This is a genomic window from Streptomyces sp. DG2A-72 (genome assembly GCF_030499575.1).
GTDB lineage: Bacteria > Actinomycetota > Actinomycetes > Streptomycetales > Streptomycetaceae > Streptomyces.
Genome location: NZ_JASTLC010000001.1, coordinates 931,074 through 950,033, shown reverse-complemented (window position 1 = coordinate 950,033; position 18,960 = coordinate 931,074). Strand labels below are relative to the sequence as shown.

The following is an 18,960-nucleotide window of genomic DNA, read 5'->3' as shown; positions in this document are numbered from 1 at the left end:
TCATCACGTGCCTGTTGCGAGGGCAGTGCGGAGCGCCTCGTACGGATACGGCGTCTCCCGGCTCTCGGACTGGAGCCGTCCGATGAAGTCCGCCATCACCACGGCCGTCCGGGCATGCCGGGCCACCACGCTCGCCGCGACGGACGGCAGCCCGACCGGCGGCGCGCCCTCGGCACACGCACGCATGAAGGCGTTGCGCTCCTCGCCGCCGCAGCCGCGCAGGGTGGTGACGAGCCAGTTCGCGAGGTACCCGGTGGCGTACGCGCGATCGTAGTCACGGTGCCGGTCGTAGAAGTCCCTCTCCTCCGGGGTGAGTCGGAAGCGGGAGGAGAGGGCGAGGCCGTAGTCGGCGAGGTAGAGGCGGTGGCCGTCCGTGAGGATGTTGCCGAAGTGGGTGTCCAGGTGCAGGAGTTCGTGGTCCCGGAGGAAGGCGACGACGGCCTCCAGCTCGCTCTCCACGAAGGCGCAGGCCGTGTCGTCTGTGGCCAGTTGCTCGGTGAGCCAGTCGTGCAGGGTGTATGGCACGTACTCCAGGAACAGCGTCAGGCTCGCGGAAGCGGACGCCAGCGCCTCGATCCGCGCCCGCACCTGCTCGGCGCCTCCCCAGAAGGCGACGGCCCGCTCCACGTCGGCCAGTTCCTTCGGGAGCGGCTGAACCGCATCGGGCAGCACCCGCCAGTGGTGCAGGAGTGGGAACCCCGCGAACCGGCCCGTCAGCACCCAGTTCGTCGTCATGGCGTGCGCGGCAAGCTCCCGCCACGCCCCGCCGCCCGGGCCGCCGATGTTGTACTGGCAGAACGTCGGCAGCCCGAAGAGGTTCGCCGTGGAGCGGACGTTGGCCGGACGCAGCTCCAGGTCCGTGACCGGCACCCGCTTGACGAAGACACGGCGACCGGCGACCTCCGTGACCGCGCCGCGCCCTCCGATGCCGGTGGTGACGGACGTGCCCGACGCCACCAGCTCGGCGAGTTCGAGGTCGCTGAGGAGAGCGAGGGAGGTCGCGATGTCGCCGTGGGTGGCGAGGCGCTCGTTGGGGGACATGGCCCGGTGGCTCAGTTGCCCGCGTAATTGCGCAGGAACAGTGCCTCCGTCACCGACAGCCGCTCCAGCTCCTGCGGGGACACGCTCTCGTTCACCGCGTGGATCTGGGCCTCCGGCTCGCTGAGGCCGATGAGCAGGATCTCGGCGTTCGGGTAGAGGGCGGCGAGGGTGTTGCACAGAGGGATGGAGCCGCCCTGGCCGGCGTACTGCATGTCCTGGCCCGGGTAGGCCACCGCCATCGCGTCCGCCATCGCCTGGTACGCCGGGCTGCTCGTGTCGGCGCGGAAAGCCTGGCCTTGGCCGACCTGCTCGGAGTGCACCCGGGCGCCCCACGGCGTGTGGGCCTCCAGATGAGCCTGGAGCAGCTTGGTCGCCTCGGCCGCGTCCACGCCCGGCGGCACCCGCAGGCTGATCAGCGCGCGGGCGCTCGCCTGCACGGACGGGGTGGCGCCGACGACCGGCGGGCAGTCGATGCCGAGGACCGTGACGGCCGGGCGCGCCCAGATGCGGTCGGCGACCGTGCCGGAGCCGATCAGCTCCACGCCGTCCAGGACCTTGGCATCCGTGCGGAACTGCTCCTCGTCGTACTGCAGCCCGTCCCACGACGTTTCGTCGGCGAGCCCGTCGACCGTCGTCGAACCGTCTTCCGCGCGCAGCGAGTCCAGTACGCGGATCAGCGCGCCCAGCGCGTCGGGCGCGGCGCCGCCGAACTGGCCGGAGTGCAGGTTGCCTTCGAGCGTGTCGATGCGGACGCGGACGAGGGTCATGCCGCGCAGGGTGGAGGTGACCGTCGGCAGGCCGACGCGGAAGTTGCCCGCGTCGCCGATGACGACGGTGTCGGCCTCCAGGAGCTCCGGATGCTCCTCGGCGTACCGCTCCAGTCCGCCCGTACCCATCTCCTCCGAACCCTCGGCGATCACCTTGACGTGGACGGGTATGCCGCCGTTCGCCCTGAGCGCGCGCAGCGCGAGCAGGTGCATGATCACGCCGCCCTTGCAGTCGGCGGCCCCGCGCCCGTACCAGCGGCCGTCGCGCTCGGTCAGTTCGAAGGGCGGCGTGGTCCACGCTGCCTCGTCGAGCGGCGGCTGCACGTCGTAGTGGGCGTACAGCAGGACCGTCTTCGCGCCCTCGGGGCCGGGCAGGCAGCCGTACACGGACTGCGTGCCGTCGGGGGTGTCGAGCAGGGCCACGTCCTGGAAGCCCTCGGCACGCAGCGCGTCGGCGACCCAGTTCGCGGCGCCCTCGCTTTCGCTCTTCGGGAACTGGTCGAAGTCCGCCACCGACTTGAACGCCACCAGTTCGGTGAGCTCCGCCCGCGCCCTGGGCATCAGCGAGGCGACGGTCTCGGCGACCGGATTCGACGACATGGGCACGCTCCTTGTGGGTGCGACGTTGTGACGAGTAAGTGTTGTGATCCTCCCACAGCGGCCTCGGGCGACGGCCGCCGTAGGATGCGGGAGACAGGTGCGGCAGCGGCTTGATCGGGAGCAGTAGACCATCGTGAGCAGCGAGAACTCTTCGGCGGACGACGTGCGGCAGGTGTGGGACGTCGTCGTGGTGGGCGCGGGACCCGCGGGGGCCTCGGCCGCGTACGCGGCGGCGGTCGCGGGACGCCGCGTCCTGTTGCTGGAGAAGGCCGAACTGCCGCGCTACAAGACATGCGGCGGCGGGATCATCGGCCCCTCGCGCGACTCCCTGCCGCCCGGCTTCGAGCTGCCGCTGCGGGACCGGGTGCACGCGGTCACGTTCTCCAGCAACGGACGCTTCACGCGTACACGCCGCTCCAAGCAGATGCTGTTCGGCCTGATCAACCGCTCCGAGTTCGACCAGCAGCTCGTCGAGCACGCGCAGAAGGCGGGCGCCGAGCTGCGTACGGGCGTCACGGTGGCGCGGGTCGAGCAGCACGGGTCGGCGGTGCCGGACCGGCGCACGGTCGCCGTCGTCCTGCAGGGCGGCGAGACGCTGCTCGCGCGGGCGGTGGTGGGGGCCGACGGCAGCGCCAGCCGCATAGGGGCGCACGTCGGCGTGAAGCTCGGCCAGGTGGATCTGGGCCTGGAGGCGGAGATCCCGGTGCCGGAGACCGTCGCCGAGGACTGGAAGGGGCGGGTACTCCTCGACTGGGGGCCCCTGCCCGGCAGTTACGGGTGGGTGTTTCCCAAGGGGGACACGCTGACCGTCGGGGTCATCTCGGCGCGGGGTGAGGGCGCGGCGACGAAGCGGTACCTGGAGGACTTCGTCGGGCGGCTCGGGCTCGCCGGATTCGAACCGAGCATCTCCTCCGGCCACTTGACGCGCTGCCGCGCCGACGACTCGCCCCTGTCGCGCGGGCGGGTGCTGGTGTGCGGGGACGCGGCGGGGCTGCTGGAGCCGTGGACGCGCGAGGGCATCTCGTTCGCGCTGCGGTCGGGGCGGCTCGCGGGGGAGTGGGCGGTGCGGATCGCCGAGGCGAACGACGCGGTGGACACCCGGCGCCAGGCCCTGAACTACGCCTTCGCCATCAAGGCGGGGCTGGGCGTGGAGATGGCGGTCGGCAAGCGGCTGCTGACCGTGTTCGAGCGGCGCCCCGGTCTCTTCCACGCGGCGCTGACCGGCTTTCGGCCCGCCTGGAAGGCGTTCACGGACATCACGCGCGGGGCGACCTCGCTGGGCGAGATCGTCCGCTCGCATCCGATGGCCCAGCGCGCCCTGACCGCGCTGGACCGCCGGCCCGTCGGCGGCGAGGCCGGCGAGGTCAGCTCTTGACCGTGATCCGGAACACCGGGTGGTCGGGGGCGGTGCGCCTCAGCTCCTCGTCGGACGAGTCCGGGCCGACGCCCTTGAAGAACACACCGACCTCGGCCTTCCAGCGCTTGATGTAGGCGCGCAGCAGCGGGGGCTTGTCGTCGTCGGCGACCTCGGTCGCGGTGAACGTCTCCACGTTCTTGCCGAGCCGCAGCTCACCGCCGCCCGCGGCCCGCATGTTGTGCGTCCACTGGACGTGGCCGCGGGGTGCGACGAGGTACTGCGCGCCGTCCACGGTGAGCAGGTTGACCGGTGTCGTGCGCCACTCGCCGCTCTTGCGGCCACGGACGGCGAGGACCCGGGAGCCCCAGACGCTGAGCCCGCGGCGCGTCATCCAGGCCACGGAGCGGTTGAAGACGTTGATGGTGAACCAGCCGGGCTTCTGGACGTGGGTGGACGTGGACATCTGGGCCCCCAGGGACTTGGCGGGAGAGCGGCGCTCGCTTGCGCGAGCGCCGATCGTGTTTGTGAGCGCTGCTCTCGCTTCTCTCGAAGTCTGCCCGAGATCGGTGATCCAAAGCAAGAGCACTGCTCTCTTTTGCGTGTACTGCTCTTTTCTGCGTTCCCCGCTCTTGTTTGTGTGCACTGCTCCGAAAACATGGAACACTTCTTCGTATGAGGACCGCACAAGGAGCCCGCGCCCGAGCCAGGATCGAGGTCACCGCCGCCATCAAGGACGAGGCGCGCAGACAGCTCGCGGCCGAAGGCGCCGCCAAGCTCTCGCTGCGCGCAGTGGCCCGCGAACTCGGCATGGCCTCCTCCGCGCTCTACCGCTACTTCCCGAGCCGCGACGACCTGCTCACCGCCCTCATCATCGACGCCTACAACTCCATGGGCCAGAGCGCGGAGGCGGCGCACGAGAAGGCCGCGGACGCCGGGCCCGCACAGCGCTGGGTCACGGTGTGCGAGGCGGTACGCGCGTGGGCGCTGGGGCATCCGCACGAGTACGCGCTGATCTACGGTTCGCCGGTCCCCGGCTACACCGCGCCCGACGACACCGTCCCCGCAGCCTCCCGGGTCGCCCTCGTCTTCATCGGGATCGTCCGCGACGCCTACCAGGGCCTCGGCCTCGCCAAGCCGCCGCTGCCCGCCGAACTGCGCCCCGAGGCCGAACGGATGACGGCCGACCACGCGCCCGACCTGCCGCCCGAGACGGTCAACGCACTCGTCGCGGCCTGGGCGCAGCTGTACGGGCTGATCGGCTTCGAGCTGTTCGGTCATTTCAACCGGGTCGTGGAGGACCGCGAGACGTTCTTCCGGCATGCGGTGGCTCAACTCGCCCATGGCGTGGGCCTGGTGTATCCGCAAAAGGGCAGGGCAACCGTGCGGAGCGCTCCGCGGGAAGTGCGGTGAGAGGTCGCCGGTCGTCTGCGGGTACGTTGTGGCTGGCCGCGCCCACGCGGCGGAGCCGCATATAGATACAGCCCCGCGCCCCTTCGGGGGCGCTGCTGAACCGCAGCCCAATTCACCAGGGCCTTAGCAGCCCTACCGCACCGCAACCACCGGCACCGGCAGCAACTCCGAGTCCTGGCGCAGGATCCGCTCATGCAGCGACCGCAGCGCGGGCCCCGGATCCGCGACCATCGCCTCGGCGAGCCGCTGCGCGCGGCCTCGTATGCGGTGAGCGCGTCCGTCGGCCGGCCGGTGCGGCACAGCGCCGGCATCAGCAGCTCGACGAGGCGCTCGCGCACGGGGTGCGCCGCCACGAGCCGGACGAGTTCGTGGACGTACTCGAAGGACTGGCCGAGTTCGATCGCTCCGGCGAGCCGGGCTTCGAGGACGGTGAGCCGTTTCTCGGCCCAGCGCAGTCGCTGCGCCGCAAGGTGGGGCGCCTGCAGGCCCTCGGCGAAATCGCCGCGCCACAACTCCTCGGCACGTCGGGCCAGTTCACCCGCCTGCCGCAGCTCGCCCGCGTCCCGTGCCGCCAGGGCCTGGACCACCAGGCGGCGTCGTTCGCACAGGTCGTCAGCCTCTGCTCCGGTGAGCAGATATCCGGTGCCGGTCCACGACAGCTCCGGCCCGTCTCCGAGCGCGCGGCGCAGCCCGGAGACGTACTTCTGCACCAGGTTGCGCACATGCACCGGCGGCGCCCCGCCCCACACGGCCTCGACCAGGCCGTCGTACGACAAGGGCCGCCCCTCCTGGAGCAACAGGACGGCGAGCACCGCGCGTTGCTTCGGTGGGCCGAGCGGGATCTCCACGCCGTCGCGCAACGCGCGCAGTGGGCCGAGCAGTTCGCAGCGCAGGGCGGGTGAAGCCGCCGTCGTCGCCGTGTGCGGGCCCGCGCAGTCCCCGTTGTCCCCATGCGTCGAGCCTGACGCGCACCCCGTCTTCCAGTGGATCTTCCAGCCTCATCGCGGTGGCCGGAGCCGTGCTCCTTCTGCCTGCCGCGCTCGGCCGCTGGGGCCCCCGCGTGGAGCGTCCCGCCGCACCCGCACCCGCACCCGCATCCGGCTTCTGGCACCGCGCGGCTCGCGCCGCCATGCGCCGCCCGTTCCTCGCCGGCGCCGGCGTGCTCACGATCCTGCTCGTCGCCGCCTCGCCCCTGCTCGGCCTGCGCTTCGGTCTCCCCGACGAGCGCACGCTCCCCGAGGGCACGTCCTCGCGCACCGCCTCCGAGATCGTGCACCGCGAGTTCGCCGCCGAACCCACGGACACCGTCCAGGTCGTCCTCGGCAAACCGGCCGACACGCGCGCGTACGCCGCCGAACTCTCCCGTCTCCCGGGCGTGTTCCAGGTCGACGCACCCGAAGGGACCTACCGCGAGGGAGTGCGCACCGCACCCGCCGGCCAGGACCGGCTGAGGGCACCCGACGGAAGCGTGCGCGTGGCCGTCGTACCCACCCAGCAGGCCATGTACGGCGACGTCCTCGCCTTCGTCGAACGCGTCAGGGACACCCCGGCCCCCGCTCCCGCCCTGGTCGGCGGCTACCCGGGCGAGATGACCGACTTCCGCTCCACGCTGCTCGACCGGCTCCCGCTCGCGATCGGGATCGTGCTGGTGGCGACGTACGTGATCCTCTTCCTGATGACCGGGAGCGTGCTGCTGCCCGCGAAAGCGACCGTGCTGAATCTGCTCAGCCTGTCGGTGATGTTCGGCTGTCTGGTGTGGGTCTTCCAGGAGGGGCATCTGTCCGGGCTCCTCGGCTTCACCCCGACGGGCTCGATCGAGCCGAGCGTCCCGGTGCTGATGTTCTGCGTGGCGTACGGGCTGTCCATGGACTACGAGGTGTTCCTGCTCGCGCGCATCAAGGAGGAACACGACCGCACCGGCGACACCGAGCAGGCCGTCGGCGAGGGCATCCGGCGCAGCGCACCGCTGGTCACCGCCGCGGCCGGGATCCTGGCGCTGTCGTTCCTGTCGTACGCCACCGGAGGCGTCGTGTTCCTCAAGGAGCTGGGCATCGGGACCGCCCTGACGATCCTCGTCGACGCCACCCTCATCCGGGTCGTGCTGCTGCCGGTGACCACGCGGCTGGCGGGGCGGGCGAATTGGTGGCGCCGAGGCGGCTGCGCCGGCTGCGGGTGCGGGAGGAGAAGAGGGAGGAGGACGTACTTCGCGGGGAGTATGTGTGATCACCCCGTCCGGCTGACGTCGCAGGTCGCCCGTGGCGTCTAGCGTTGCGGACATGGACAGGCTTCGGGTACGCGGTGGAGGCGCGCCGCCGTGGTGGCGGTACGGGCCGCCGTGGGCGCACCGCTGGGACGACGAGGAGCGGGGCGCGCGGTGGCCCTGGCGTTCCACCGCGGCGCTCACCGTGTTCGTGCTGGTCGGCTCGGGCTTCGCGGCTGAGGCGCAGGCCGGCGAGCGTGCGGCGCTGGACCCCTTCGCGCGGGCGCTGCTGGTCGCGGCCTGCGTCCAGTTGCTGTGGCGGCAGCGGTATCCGGTCGCCGTGGTCTTCGGCACGGCGACGGCCGCGATGGGCTACTTCGGCGCCGGGTACCCGTACGGGCCGATCTTCCTCGCCGTGGCCCTGGCCTGCTTCAGCGCCATCGTCTCCGGGCATCGGCGGGCCGCGTGGGCGGCCGTGGGGATGCTGTGGATCGGGCATGTGCTGATCGCGCACTGGCTGTACCGCTGGCTGCCGCCGTCCGGGGACGGGCCTCAGCCCTGGGGGACGGAAGGCGTGGTCGCCGCCTGGGTGGTCGCCATCGTGGCGCTGGCCGAGCTGGTCAAGGTCCGGAGGGAGCAGTGGGCCCGGGAGCGGGCCGAGCGCGCCCAGGCGGCCAAGCGGCGTGCCGACGAGGAGCGGCTGCGGATCGCGCGTGAGCTGCACGACGTCCTCGCGCACAGCATCTCGGTCATCAATGTCCAGGCGGGCGTCGGTCTCGCGCTCCTCGACTCCGACCCCGAACAGGCGCGCACGGCGCTCAGCACGATCAAGGCCGCCAGCAAGGAGGCGCTCGGCGAGGTCCGCCAGGTCCTCGACACGCTCCGCACGCCGGGTGCCGCGCCGCGCGCGCCCGCACCCGGCCTCGACCGGCTGCCCGAACTGGTGGAGCAGGCGGCGAGCGCGGGCCTTACCGTCGCGGTCGAGGGCGAGTCCCCGCCGCTGCCGCCCGGCGCGGACCTCGCGGCGTTCCGTATCGTCCAGGAGGCCCTGACCAATGTCGTACGGCACTCGGGCTCGCGGCACGCGCGCGTGCACCTCGATCACGAGGGCGGGGCGCTACGGCTGCGGATCGACGACGACGGGCCCGCGACCGGCGCCGACGCGGGCGGCAGCGGCAATGGACTGGCCGGAATGCGGGAGCGGGCCGCGGCCCTCGGTGGCACGATCGAGGCGGGACCGCGCGACGACGGCGGATTCCGCGTGCTGGCGGTACTGCCGCTCAATGCCAAGGAGGACGACCGGTGATCCGCGTACTGCTCGCCGACGACCAGTCGCTGGTCCGCGCAGGCTTCAAGGCGCTGCTCGACGCCCAGCCGGACATCGAGGTCGCCGGGGAGGCCGCCGACGGCGAGGAGGCGCTGCGCATGGTGCGCGAACTGCGCCCCGATGTCGTCCTCATGGACATCCGCATGCCCAAGCTCGACGGACTGGGCGCGACCCGTCGTATCACCGACGAAGGCGAGCTGAAGGACGTCAAGGTCGTCATGCTCACCACCTTCGAGCTCGACGAGTACGTCTTCGAGGCGATCCGTTCCGGCGCCTCCGGCTTCCTGGTCAAGGACACCGAGCCGGAGGAACTGCTGCGCGCCGTACGGGCGGTGGTCGGGGGCGACGCGCTGCTGTCGCCGGGCGTGACGCGCCGCCTGATCGCCGAGTTCGCCGCCCGCTCCAAGGAGCCCGCGGCCGCCGACGTCCTTGGCGAACTCACCGAGCGGGAACGGGAGGTGATGGCGCTGGTCGGCATCGGCCTGTCCAACGACGAGATCGCGCGCCGCCTGGTCGTCAGCCCGCTCACCGCGAAGACCCACGTCAGCCGCACGATGGTGAAGCTGGGCGCTCGGGACCGGGCCCAACTCGTCGTGCTGGCCTACGAGTCGGGGCTGGTGCGGCCGGGCTGGCTGGGCTGAGGCGGCTGCCGGAAGCGGAGCAGCACGCTGACGACGCGGGCGACGAAGAGTACCGGCGCGAGCACGAGCCCGGTGCGCAGCAGCAACGTCTCCATGGTGTCGGGCAGTTCGAAGAGCAGCGCCGGACCGGCGACGGCCCCGAAGACGACGGCCGCCACGAACGCCGCACTGAACAGCGCGTATCCGATCTCGACGGTGATCGCGTCCCGCTGCGCCTGACTGCGCCGTCCCCCGTATTCGCTCATCCGTGCAGTGTCACAGGCGTGCGCCCGGCGGAGCAAGCAGGCTCCGCCGGGCGCACACAGGGGGCAGGTCGGTGAAGTCGGCTGCGGTTCGCGGGGAACTGCGCGACCAGCCACGATGGCGCCGCAGACGATCGACGGCCCATCGCGGCACAGCGCTTAGTCGCGCACGGACACGCGCTCCGGTTCCTGCACCGTGGACTTGGCGACGACGACGGACTGCCGCGGACGACGGGCGGGGCGCAGCCCGGTGAGGGTGATCAGCAGCCCGGCGACGGCGATGCCCGTCACGACGACCAACCCGGGCCGGTAGCTGTCGAGGACGGCCTGCGGGGTGGCGTCGTCGGGCGCGCCCGCGGTGACCACCGCCGTCACGATGGCCAGGAAGATCGCGCCGCCCACCTGGACCGAGGTGTTGAGCAGCCCGGAGACCATGCCCTGCTCGTGGTCGTCGACGCCGTTGGTGGCCTGGATGTTGAGCGACGGGAAGACCAGCGCGCAGGCCGCGCCGATGAGCAGCATCGACGGCAGGATCGCGGCGGCGTACACGGGGTCGAGGTCGACCTGCAGGAACAGGGCGTACCCGATGACCATCAGCCCGAAGCCCGCCGGGAGGAGCCGCTGGGTGCCGAACCGGTCGACGATCGAGCCCATCTTCGTCGCGGACAGCGCCACCAGCGCGCCCGCGGGCAGGAAGGCGAGCGCTGTGTGCAGCGCCGACCAGCCGAGCAGCGACTGCATGTACAGGGTGACCAGGAACTGGAAGCCGATGTACGACCCGAAGAAGAACATCGCGCCGAGCTGGGCGCGGATCTGGATGCCGGAGCGCAGCACGCCGAGCCGGATCAGCGGGCCCGGCGAGCGCCGCTCGACCAGGACGAACACCGTGAGCAGTACGGCGACGGCGAGGAAGGACAGCAGCGTGCGGGCCGAGGCCCAGCCGACCTCCGGGGCCTGTACGACGGTGAAGACCAGCAGCAGCATCGAGGCGGTGCCGAGGACCGCACCGGGAATGTCGTAGCCGTTGTGGTCCTTCTCGCGGGCGCTGCGCGGCAGCAGCTTCAGGCCCGCGATCAGGGCGATCAGGGCGATGGGCGCGGGCAGCAGCATGGTCAGGCGCCAACTGGCCTCGGTGAGCAGACCGGACAGCACCAGGCCCATCGAGAAGCCGGTGGCCGCGCAGGTGGTGTAGATGGACAGGGCCCGGTTGCGCAGCGGGCCCTCGGGGAAGGTCGTGGTGATGATCGACAGGCCGGCGGGCGCCGTGAACGCCGCGCTCAGGCCCTTGATGAAGCGGCTGGCGATCAGCAGCGGGCCCGAGTCTACGAGCCCGCCGAGCAGCGAGGCGAGCGCGAAGACACCCAGGGCCACCAGGAAGACCTGGCGCCGGCCCAGCAGGTCGGCGGTCCGTCCGCCGAGCAGCAGCAGGCCGCCGTATCCCAGGATGTAGCCGCTGACGATCCACTGCAGCGTCGAGGTGGACAGACCGAGATCGGCGCCTATGGACGGCAGGGCGACGCCGACCATCGACACGTCCAGCGCGTCCAGGAACATCGCGGCGCAGAGCACCAGCAGGGTGCCCCACAGCCGGGGCGTCCAGCGTCCGTCGGACGTGGGGGTGGTGAGCGGAGAGGTCATGCTGCAGACAATACATGCGCATGCATCAGATGCGAGCGCATTTAATTCTGATGCAACAAAGCCGCTTCTCTGCTACGGTGCCGCGCTATGGCGGCGAAGAAGCCCGAACAGACGCTCGTGGAACAGTGGCGCGACATGCTCGCACTCCATGCGCGCACACAGTGCGAACTCGACCGCGCTCTCCACCAACACGGCCTGTGCGCAAGCGACTTCCAGGTACTCGACGTCCTGGCCGAGGCGCGCGCGGTGGACGGCACCTGTTCCTACCGCGTCCAGGAGATCTCCGAGCGCGTCCACCTCACCCAGAGCGCACTGTCCCGGCTCGTCGCCCGGCTCGAGAAGGACGGCCTCGTCGAGCGCGGCATGTGCCCGGAGGACCGGCGAGGCGTCAAGGTGGCCCTCACCCCGAAGGGGCGCTCGCTGCACGGCGAGGTGCTGCCGGTGCAGCGCGAGGTGCTGACGCGGATGCTCGCCGGCCCCAGGGCCACGTGACGGCGGCTCAACTTCATGTGACGGCGGACTTCTCCCGCCACAGCGCGGCGAGCGAGGCGTCGCCCTTGACGGCGGGGAACGGCAGCCGGTTCCAGAGCGACAGATAGATCCGGGCCGCCGGACCACTGATCTCGCAGTCGGCGGCGATCGCGGCCGAGGCGTCGTCGCGTGTGGCCGCGGGCGGCTCCGGAGACAGTCGTACGGTCCACACCGCGTCGTCCGTGTCCGTCGCCCGCACCCGCAGCACCCGGGGCTCATCGGTGCGCACCCTGCTCTTGGGGCGGGCGTGGAACGCGAGCAGCAGTTCGTCGATGCCGTCCACCGCGAAGGCGGGGGCGATCTCGGACGGCGTTCCGCCGCGGGCCAGTTCGGCGTCGAAACGGTGCACGGTGGTCTCGTGCGCCTGCCTGCGCGTCCAGAACGCGAGTGGCGACGGCGCGGGCAGGAAATGCCAGCACTCCACGTCGGGAGCGGCGGTGGAGAGGGTGTCGACGAGATACCGGTGCCCTTCGCGGAACCAGGCCACGAGGTCGGCCCCGTCGAGGTCGGGCAGGCCCCCGTCGGGGTGGTAGGCGGTGTGCCCCTCGGCGACGAAGGCCGCCGCCCAGCGATGCACCATCCCGGTGTGCCGCAGCAGGTCCCGCACCTGCCAGTCCGGGCAGGTCGGTACTTTCACGTCGGTGCCGGCATCCTCGGCGGCCGAGGCCAGCGACTGGCCTTCCCGGTCGAGTATCCGTACGAACTCGGCTGTCTCCATGCGCCGAGTGTGCCGTATGGAGTGCGGTCGAAGGGAAGAGCGCAGAGGCTGGAGATCGGGCCGCCGGGTTCCCCGGTAACCCGGCGCGTGGACCTTAGGCTGCCCTCGGCCCCGTCGGGGCTTCGCGAAACGGAGGAGTACCGATGGGCGAGCGGGAGCAGGACGAGGCACTGGCTCGGGAGCAGCGGCAGCACTGGCAGCGCACCTACGCCGGTCATCCGGGCATGTACGGCGACGAGCCGTCCGCTCCCGCGGTGCACGCCGCCGAGGTCTTCCGGCGGGCGGGCGCACACGAGGTGCTGGAGCTGGGCGCGGGGCACGGACGGGACGCCCTGTACTTCGCCCGCGAGGGCTTCGCCGTGCACGCCACGGATTTCAGCGCCGAGGGCCTGGAGCAACTCCGCGCCCGGGCGGCCGGGTCCGGCCTGTCGGTGACGACGACGGTCCACGACGTACGCGAGGCGCTGCCGCTGCCCGACGCGTCCGAGGACGGGGTGTTCGCGCACATGCTGCTGTGCATGGCCCTGTCCACCGAGGAGATCCACGCCCTCGTCACCGAGGTACGCCGCGTGCTGCGCCCCGGCGGTGCCTTCGTCTACTCCGTCCGCCACATCGGGGACGCCCACTACGGCGCCGGCGTCTCCCACGGCGACGACATCTTCGAACACGGCGGCTTCGCGGTGCACTTCTTCGACCGCACGCTGGTGGAGGAACTGGCGGAAGGCTGGGAAGGCGTCGACGTGTACGCCTTCGAGGAGGGCGAACTGCCGCGCCGGCTGTGGCGGGTGACGCAGCGACTGCCGGGCTGAGCGGGGAACCACGCTGCGTGCGTGGCTGCACTGAACCGTTGAGATACTTCGGCCATGGACACAAGCGCGCAGGTGAACGCGGTACAGCCGGGCGGGACGGCGCGCGGAAACGCATCGGGCCGTCCCATGGAATGGGCCCTGCGTTCCGCTGAGCCGGCGGATGTCGAGGCGATCGCGGAGCTGCGGGCGACGGTGATGCGCCCGGATCTGGAGCGGTTGGGACGGTTCGACGAGCATCGGGTCCGGCAGCGGCTGCGGGATTCCTTCTCCCCGCAGCACACGTCGGTCATCGTGGCCGAGGGCGCCTTCGCGGGCTGCGTCACCGTGCGCCCGGCCGAGGACGGGCGGTGGCTGGAGCACTTCTATCTCGCTCCGCGTCTCCAGGGCCGGGGACTCGGATCGGCCGTCCTGAGCACTCTGCTGCAGCGGATCGACGCCGACCACATGCCCGTCCGCCTGAACGTCCTCCAGGGCAGCGCCGCCCGACGGCTGTACGAGCGCCACGGGTTCACCGTAGAAGCTCAGGACCCGATCGATCTCTACATGGTGCGACGGCCGGGTGGGGGCGCCCTCGGAACGCGTCCTGCCGGAACGCCCAGCTGATCCTCGGTTCCACGGCGAAGCGGAAGACCTGCCGTACGGGCGGGGTGCACAGCACGGTGACGACACCGGCCGCCACCACGGTGACGGCGATGCAGCCCAGCGGCCCATGAACCCAGGCGGGGGCGTACCAGCCCCAGAACTTGGCGCCCTGAGCCACGAACCCGTGCAGCAGATAGCCGTACAGAGTGCCTGCGCCCAGCACGGTGAACCACATGCGCCGCCCCGGCACCCAGGCGAGGAAACAGGCCACAAGGAGCATCGAGCAGCCGAAGGTGACCAGCGTCATCACGGGCCCGTACCAGGCCGGTGCGCCGAGTTCCTGGGCGCTGTCACGGTGGTAGAACCAGGCACTGCTCATCCGGGGTACCGCCCAGTACGCCGCGACGAACGCGCCCATGAACACCGGCACGGCCCCAATCCGCACCGCGCGCCGCCGGACCAGCCGGAAGTGCTCGGGCTTCAGGTACAGGCCCAGCACGAAGTACGGCAGGAACTGCAAGGTGCGCTGCAGATCGAGGTCGTTGCCGATGCTCGGCCCCAGGGTCGCCAGCATCGCGACGGCGAGCGCGACCGGCAGGGGCCGGCGCACCGACCGCCACAGCGGCGTGGTCAGCCGCCAGATGAACAACGCCACCAGGAACCACGTCAGATACAGGGGATCCAGCAAGGTGACGGGGCGGTCCGGCACCTGGTCGGTCCACCTGGTGAAGAGGGTGTATGCCGTCTCGAACACGACGTACGGGACGACCAGACCGGTCACCAGCCGTTTGAGCTGCTCCGGGCGCGCGTCGAAACCACGCGAGAAATAGCCGGAGATGACGATGAACGCCGGCATGTGGAAGGCGTACACGAGCGTGTAGAGCGCCATGACGGTCCGGCTTCCGTCGCGCAGTGGCTCCCAGGCGTGCCCCATCGCCACCAGCACGATCGCCAGATACTTGGCGTTGTCGAAGAACGCGTCGCGCTGCTTCGTTCCTTCCAGCGCCGGGGCCTCGTCGCGGTCGCGTGCGGTGTCCGTGGCCCGGTTCACCACACCGCCCCCTGCGTACAGCGCAGCGGATGAGCGCGGTGGGACGCAGGTCCTACCGGGCAGTTGGATACAGGTCTTGGTCTTACGGGAGTGACTGCTGTGACGAAGCGGCGCGACATCTCGTGCGCCTCACCGATTCGTCACGACGCAAACCTCTCGATACGAGCCCGCGGCCTCCTGCGAGTGCCGACTCCGTCGCCGGGCATCCGCGCCTCAGCCGGCCGCCGCACGTCGTGTCACGACGGCGATGAGTGCGGCCGACGCCGCCAGTGCCGCAACGCTGGTGAGGGCGGTGGGAAGGGAGAACCAGTCCGCCATGAACCCGATGGCGGGCGGTCCCAGGAGCATGCCGCCGTAGCCGAACGTGGACGCGACGGCGACACCGTCGGGGCCGGCCAGCGCGCCCGCGCGTTCGACGGCGACAGGGAAGAGATTGGCCAGACCGAGTCCGGCGATCACGAAACCGAGGAGGGCCGCCCAGAGGGCGGGAGCGAGGGCGCCGAGCAGCATGCCGGCGGCGGCGGTCGTGCCGCCGTACACCAACGTGCGTGTCTGGCCGAGGCGTTCGAGCAGTTGGGTGCCGGTGAGCCGCCCGATGGTCATGGCGAGCGCGAAGCAGGAATAGCCGACCGCCGCGACACCCGCCGTGGCGTCCAGATCCTGCTCCAGGTGCAGCGCGCTCCAGTCGGCCAGGGCGCCCTCGCCATAGGCCGTGCACAGCGCGATGAGGCCGAAGGTGATCACGAGGGGGCGGGTACGGGATCCCGGCCGGCGCGGCGCGGACTCCCCCCGCGGTGCACTCCCGGGTGATTTCGGGGCTGATTTCGGTGGCTGGATACGCAGCAGCGTGCGGCCCGCGAGGCCGGTGACGAGCAGCCCGGTCAGCGTGAGGCCGAGCAGGTGCTGCGTCGGAGTCAGCGCACCGGCGACGAGCGCACCGAGCCCGGCGCCGATCATGCCGCCGAGGCTGAACGCGGCGTGGAAGCTGGGCATGACGGGGCGTTGCAGGGCTTGCACCAGGTCGACTGCGGCGCTGTTGAACGCCACGTTGATCCCGCCGTACGCGGCACCGAAGACCAGCAGGACGGCCCCGAGTGCCGGCGCGGAGTGGGTGAGCGGGGGCAGCGCGACGCTGAGGGAGAGCAGGATTCCGCAGATCACGGTCATCGGATGGGTGCCGAAGCGACGGCACAGGCGGCCGGTGACCATCATCGTCACGACCGCGCCGGCGGAGACGCCGAGGAGGGCGAGGCCGAGTGCGCTGCTGGAAGCGCTGGTCTGCTCCTTGATGGCCGGGATGCGCACGACCCAGCCGGCGAAGACGAAGCCGTCGAGGGCGAAGAAGACGGTGAGGGCGATACGGAGTCGGGTGAGGTCGCTTCGGCTGCCCGGCACGGCGTTGTGCGTTCGGGCTTTGTTTATTAGCGGCACAAAGTCAGGCTAGGTGGAGTGTCGTGACTCGGACAAGGGTGTCGCGGCTGGAGATGGTGAACCGGCGCGCGAAGGCCGCTCGCCTGACTTGTCCGTTTCTTTGGTGACGCGCACGCTGGGTCTGTGAGGAACCTCACCGTGCGAATAGAGCAAGAATGGCCACTTATGATCATGGAGACGGTCACTGCAGGTGGTCAGTCGATGTCGCAACAGTCACCGTCAGCCTGGACGGCATCGTCACTGGATGGAGCGAGGGCGCCCGTCGGCTGCTGGGCTACCGGGCCCCGGAGGTCGTAGGCCGCGCCGCGGCCGATCTGCTCCTCGGCCGGGAGGCCCCCGAGGCGGCTGGACTCTCCTTCACCGGCTCCCAGGAATGGAGCGGTGCGGCGGCACTGCGGCACCGGGACGGCCGCCGCGTCGAGGTGAGCCTGCATGCCCATCCGTTGCTGGGCGGCGACGGCACGGCCCAGGGGTTCGTCGTGACCGTCACCACCGGCCCCGCGGAATCGGAGCACGACCGGAGGATGGTGGAGTGGGCGTTCGCCCAGGCCCCGATCGCGCTCTCCGTCCACCCCACGGGGTCCGCCTCGCGGCATATCAACGCGGCTGCGGAAGGCGGCGAGCAGGTCGCCGAGGTCGGCGGGGAGCATGTCCCCGAGAGCGGAAGCGAGCCGCACGAGGCCACCCCCACCAACGAAGGCTTCCTCCGCTGCGTCCGCCGGGTTGCCGAAGAGGCCACACCGATGCGGTACGAGCGCCCGGCCCTCGAGTCGTCCTCCGCAGCTGCCGCCCCCCTTGCCTCCGCCCGTCACCGCGCCTGGATCATCGAGCTCTGGCCCGTCCGGGATCCCGCCACCGGTGAGGTCGTCGGCGTAGCCACCGCCGCGTTCGACAGCAGCGACCAGCACACGGCCCGCCGGCGGCTTGCCCTGATGCAAGAAGCGGGCATCAGTATCGGCACCACCCTGAACGTGACCCGCACTGCCCAGGAGCTCGCCGATCTCGCCGTCCCGCGGCTCGCCGACTTCGCCAGCGTGGACCTGCTCGACTCCGTGTTGCGCGGGGAGGAGCCGGTGCCCGGACCGGTCGACGCGGCCGTGGTACTGCGCAGGGTCGCGCACCAGTCCTCCACCGAAGGCGAAGGCGTGCCCGAGGCCGCCATCGACCTCGGCGGAATCGACACCTACCCCCCGTTCTCACCGCCCGCCCGCTGTTTGACCAGCGGGCAACCGGTGCTCAGCGGCGTGGACGACCCCGACTTCGCCCGCTGGGTCGCCGCGGACGAGGCGCGCACCGCCCGCGTCGAGGAGTACGGATTCCACTCCGTCATGGCCACCCCGCTGCGCGCCCGGGGCATCACCCTCGGGGTAGCGGTCTTCGCCCGCACCGACGGTTCCCCGCCCTTCGAGCAGGACGACCTGATCCTCGCCGAGGAACTCGCCGGCCGGGCGGCCGTCGGAGTGGACAACGCGCGCCGCTACACCCGCGAACGCACCAACGCGCTCACCCTCCAGCGCAGTCTGCTGCCCCGTGCCCTCCCCAGGCAGGCGGCCGTCGAGGTGGCCTACCGCTATCTGCCGGCCGGTACGGGTGTGGGAGTGGGCGGCGACTGGTTCGACGTCGTGCCGCTGTCGGGTACGCGCGTGGCCCTGGTCGTCGGTGACGTCGTGGGGCACGGCATCCACGCCTCCGCCACCATGGGGCGGCTGCGCACCGCGGTGCGCACCCTCGCGGACGTGGACCTGCCCCCGGACGAACTCCTCACCCACCTGGACGACCTGGTCATCCACCTCACCGCGGACGACGACAGTGTCGACGGCCGTATCCGGGACGACCTGGGTGAGATCGGCGCGACCTGTCTGTACGCCGTCTACGACCCGGTCTCCCGTGTCTGCACCATGGCCAGCGCCGGCCACCTCCCGCCTGTCGTGCTGCTCCCCGACGGCACGGCCAGCGTGGTCCGCCTCAGCCCCGGTCCGCTGCTGGGCGTCGGAGGGCTGCCCTTCGAGTCCACCGAGCTGGAGCTGCCCGAGGGCAGTCTGCTGGCCTTTTGCACCGATGGCCTGATCGAGGCGCGCGACCGCGACATCGGCCTCGGGCTCGAACGGCTCTGCGAGGCCCTGGCCAGCCCCGTTCCCTCGCTGGAGGTCACCTGCGACGCCATTCTCAAGGGCCTGTTGCCCGAGACTCCTCCCGACGACGTGGCCCTGCTCCTCGCCCGCACCCGGGCCCTGCATGCGGACCAGGTCGCCGCCTGGTCCCTGTCGTCCGACCCCGCGATCGTGGCCGACGCCCGGGCCCAGGTCTCCCGCCAGCTCGCGCTCTGGGGACTCGGGGACGCGGCGTTCGTCACCGAGCTGGTGGTCAGCGAGCTGGTCACCAACGCCATCCGCTACGGGGCCGTACCGATCGGCCTCAGGCTGATCCGGGACCGGACCCTGATCTGCGAGGTGTCCGACGCCAGCAACACCGCTCCGCACTTGCGCCGTGCCCGCACCTACGACGAGGGCGGTCGCGGGCTGCACATGGTGGCCCAGCTCACCCAGGGCTGGGGCACCCGCCAGACCCCCGTGGGCAAGACCATCTGGGCCGAACAATCCCTCCCGGCCGGCTGA

At 71.4% G+C, this 18,960-nt stretch carries 18 protein-coding genes and 1 pseudogene; 9 read left to right on the top strand and 10 right to left on the bottom strand.

Annotated elements, in window-relative coordinates; genetic code table 11:
• Positions 1–3 precede the first annotated feature (3 nt).
• Positions 4–1,041 (bottom strand): protein kinase family protein, encoded by a 1,038-nt coding sequence (locus tag QQY66_RS04720; RefSeq protein ID WP_301977770.1) that lies wholly within the window; start codon positions 1,039–1,041, stop codon positions 4–6.
• An 11-nt stretch (positions 1,042–1,052) separates the two neighbouring features.
• Positions 1,053–2,408, bottom strand: coding sequence for a dipeptidase (locus QQY66_RS04715; RefSeq protein ID WP_301977769.1), 1,356 nt, complete (start codon positions 2,406–2,408; stop codon positions 1,053–1,055).
• A gap of 133 nt (positions 2,409–2,541) precedes the next feature.
• On the opposite strand from QQY66_RS04715, the gene QQY66_RS04710 reads away from it, so the two are divergent.
• Positions 2,542–3,783 carry a geranylgeranyl reductase family protein gene (locus tag QQY66_RS04710; protein WP_301977768.1) on the top strand — a complete coding sequence of 414 codons (1,242 nt, stop codon included), beginning with the start codon at positions 2,542–2,544 and terminating at the stop codon, positions 3,781–3,783.
• On the opposite strand, the gene QQY66_RS04705 is transcribed toward QQY66_RS04710, so the two are convergent.
• Entirely contained in the window at positions 3,773–4,228 is a 456-nt protein-coding gene (locus QQY66_RS04705; protein WP_301977767.1) for a nitroreductase family deazaflavin-dependent oxidoreductase, read from the bottom strand. The genes QQY66_RS04710 and QQY66_RS04705 overlap by 11 nt on opposite strands.
• Positions 4,229–4,437: 209 nt before the next feature.
• On the opposite strand from QQY66_RS04705, the gene QQY66_RS04700 reads away from it, so the two are divergent.
• Complete coding sequence (locus QQY66_RS04700; RefSeq protein ID WP_301977766.1) at positions 4,438–5,175, top strand: TetR/AcrR family transcriptional regulator; 738 nt, start codon at positions 4,438–4,440, stop codon at positions 5,173–5,175.
• A 132-nt stretch (positions 5,176–5,307) separates the two neighbouring features.
• Here QQY66_RS04700 and QQY66_RS04695 read toward each other — a convergent pair whose 3' ends face one another.
• Positions 5,308–5,475 carry a hypothetical protein gene (locus tag QQY66_RS04695; RefSeq protein WP_301977765.1) on the bottom strand — a complete coding sequence of 56 codons (168 nt, stop codon included), beginning with the start codon at positions 5,473–5,475 and terminating at the stop codon, positions 5,308–5,310.
• Between the two features lie 5 nt (positions 5,476–5,480).
• Positions 5,481–5,987: pseudogene (locus QQY66_RS50220) on the bottom strand (BTAD domain-containing putative transcriptional regulator); the annotation flags it as partial.
• A 194-nt stretch (positions 5,988–6,181) separates the two neighbouring features.
• Here QQY66_RS50220 and QQY66_RS04685 point away from each other — a divergent pair.
• Genes QQY66_RS04685 through QQY66_RS04675 form a run of 3 tightly spaced genes read left to right on the top strand, consistent with a single transcriptional unit; the run spans position 6,182 to position 9,343 of the window.
• The gene (locus QQY66_RS04685) at positions 6,182–7,441 is read left to right on the top strand and encodes an MMPL family transporter (RefSeq protein WP_301977763.1); all 1,260 of its coding nucleotides are present in this window, start codon (positions 6,182–6,184) and stop codon (positions 7,439–7,441) included.
• Between the two features lie 10 nt (positions 7,442–7,451).
• Positions 7,452–8,681 carry a sensor histidine kinase gene (locus QQY66_RS04680; protein ID WP_301977762.1) on the top strand — a complete coding sequence of 410 codons (1,230 nt, stop codon included), beginning with the start codon at positions 7,452–7,454 and terminating at the stop codon, positions 8,679–8,681.
• A complete protein-coding gene (locus tag QQY66_RS04675) occupies positions 8,678–9,343 on the top strand; it encodes a response regulator transcription factor (protein WP_301977761.1) in 666 nt (221 codons plus the stop codon). Before QQY66_RS04680 ends, QQY66_RS04675 begins: the two co-directional genes overlap by 4 nt.
• Here the strand turns inward: QQY66_RS04675 and QQY66_RS04670 are convergent.
• Both QQY66_RS04670 and QQY66_RS04665 read right to left on the bottom strand, forming a co-directional pair.
• Positions 9,304–9,588 carry a DUF6332 family protein gene (locus QQY66_RS04670; RefSeq protein ID WP_301977760.1) on the bottom strand — a complete coding sequence of 95 codons (285 nt, stop codon included), beginning with the start codon at positions 9,586–9,588 and terminating at the stop codon, positions 9,304–9,306. The two genes, QQY66_RS04675 and QQY66_RS04670, sit on opposite strands and share 40 nt — an antisense overlap.
• 156 nt (positions 9,589–9,744) lie before the next feature.
• A complete protein-coding gene (locus QQY66_RS04665; protein WP_301977759.1) occupies positions 9,745–11,223 on the bottom strand; it encodes an MFS transporter in 1,479 nt (492 codons plus the stop codon).
• Between the two features lie 87 nt (positions 11,224–11,310).
• On the opposite strand from QQY66_RS04665, the gene QQY66_RS04660 reads away from it, so the two are divergent.
• Complete coding sequence (locus QQY66_RS04660; protein WP_301977758.1) at positions 11,311–11,715, top strand: MarR family winged helix-turn-helix transcriptional regulator; 405 nt, start codon at positions 11,311–11,313, stop codon at positions 11,713–11,715.
• A gap of 13 nt (positions 11,716–11,728) precedes the next feature.
• On the opposite strand, the gene QQY66_RS04655 is transcribed toward QQY66_RS04660, so the two are convergent.
• Positions 11,729–12,472 (bottom strand): maleylpyruvate isomerase family mycothiol-dependent enzyme, encoded by a 744-nt coding sequence (locus QQY66_RS04655; RefSeq protein WP_301977757.1) that lies wholly within the window; start codon positions 12,470–12,472, stop codon positions 11,729–11,731.
• Positions 12,473–12,615: 143 nt separating this feature from the next.
• Here QQY66_RS04655 and QQY66_RS04650 point away from each other — a divergent pair, with 143 nt between their 5' ends.
• Both QQY66_RS04650 and QQY66_RS04645 read left to right on the top strand, forming a co-directional pair.
• Positions 12,616–13,281 carry a class I SAM-dependent methyltransferase gene (locus QQY66_RS04650; protein WP_301977756.1) on the top strand — a complete coding sequence of 222 codons (666 nt, stop codon included), beginning with the start codon at positions 12,616–12,618 and terminating at the stop codon, positions 13,279–13,281.
• Positions 13,282–13,407: 126 nt separating this feature from the next.
• A complete protein-coding gene (locus QQY66_RS04645; protein WP_301987169.1) occupies positions 13,408–13,884 on the top strand; it encodes a GNAT family N-acetyltransferase in 477 nt (158 codons plus the stop codon).
• Here the strand turns inward: QQY66_RS04645 and QQY66_RS04640 are convergent.
• Complete coding sequence (locus QQY66_RS04640; protein WP_301987167.1) at positions 13,790–14,866, bottom strand: acyltransferase family protein; 1,077 nt, start codon at positions 14,864–14,866, stop codon at positions 13,790–13,792. The genes QQY66_RS04645 and QQY66_RS04640 overlap by 95 nt on opposite strands.
• 261 nt (positions 14,867–15,127) lie before the next feature.
• Complete coding sequence (locus QQY66_RS04635; RefSeq protein ID WP_301977755.1) at positions 15,128–16,309, bottom strand: MFS transporter; 1,182 nt, start codon at positions 16,307–16,309, stop codon at positions 15,128–15,130.
• A 191-nt stretch (positions 16,310–16,500) separates the two neighbouring features.
• Between QQY66_RS04635 and QQY66_RS04630 the strand changes: the two genes are divergently transcribed.
• Positions 16,501–18,960, top strand: a complete 2,460-nt coding sequence (locus QQY66_RS04630; protein WP_301977754.1) for a SpoIIE family protein phosphatase — start codon at positions 16,501–16,503, stop codon at positions 18,958–18,960.

Bases quoted from the DNA above. Each gene is read 5' to 3' on its own strand.
- QQY66_RS04670 (WP_301977760.1), bottom strand. From the start codon at position 9,588: ATGAGCGAATACGGGGGACGGCGCAGTCAGGCGCAGCGGGACGCGATC.
- QQY66_RS04700 (WP_301977766.1), top strand. From the start codon at position 4,438: ATGAGGACCGCACAAGGAGCCCGCGCCCGAGCCAGGATCGAGGTCACC.
- QQY66_RS04665 (WP_301977759.1), bottom strand. From the start codon at position 11,223: ATGACCTCTCCGCTCACCACCCCCACGTCCGACGGACGCTGGACGCCC.
- QQY66_RS04650 (WP_301977756.1), top strand. From the start codon at position 12,616: ATGGGCGAGCGGGAGCAGGACGAGGCACTGGCTCGGGAGCAGCGGCAG.
- QQY66_RS04705 (WP_301977767.1), bottom strand. From the start codon at position 4,228: ATGTCCACGTCCACCCACGTCCAGAAGCCCGGCTGGTTCACCATCAAC.
- QQY66_RS04680 (WP_301977762.1), top strand. From the start codon at position 7,452: ATGGACAGGCTTCGGGTACGCGGTGGAGGCGCGCCGCCGTGGTGGCGG.
- QQY66_RS04715 (WP_301977769.1), bottom strand. From the start codon at position 2,408: ATGTCGTCGAATCCGGTCGCCGAGACCGTCGCCTCGCTGATGCCCAGG.
- QQY66_RS04660 (WP_301977758.1), top strand. From the start codon at position 11,311: ATGGCGGCGAAGAAGCCCGAACAGACGCTCGTGGAACAGTGGCGCGAC.
- QQY66_RS04630 (WP_301977754.1), top strand. From the start codon at position 16,501: ATGGCCACTTATGATCATGGAGACGGTCACTGCAGGTGGTCAGTCGAT.
- QQY66_RS04645 (WP_301987169.1), top strand. From the start codon at position 13,408: ATGGAATGGGCCCTGCGTTCCGCTGAGCCGGCGGATGTCGAGGCGATC.
- QQY66_RS04655 (WP_301977757.1), bottom strand. From the start codon at position 12,472: ATGGAGACAGCCGAGTTCGTACGGATACTCGACCGGGAAGGCCAGTCG.
- QQY66_RS04720 (WP_301977770.1), bottom strand. From the start codon at position 1,041: ATGTCCCCCAACGAGCGCCTCGCCACCCACGGCGACATCGCGACCTCC.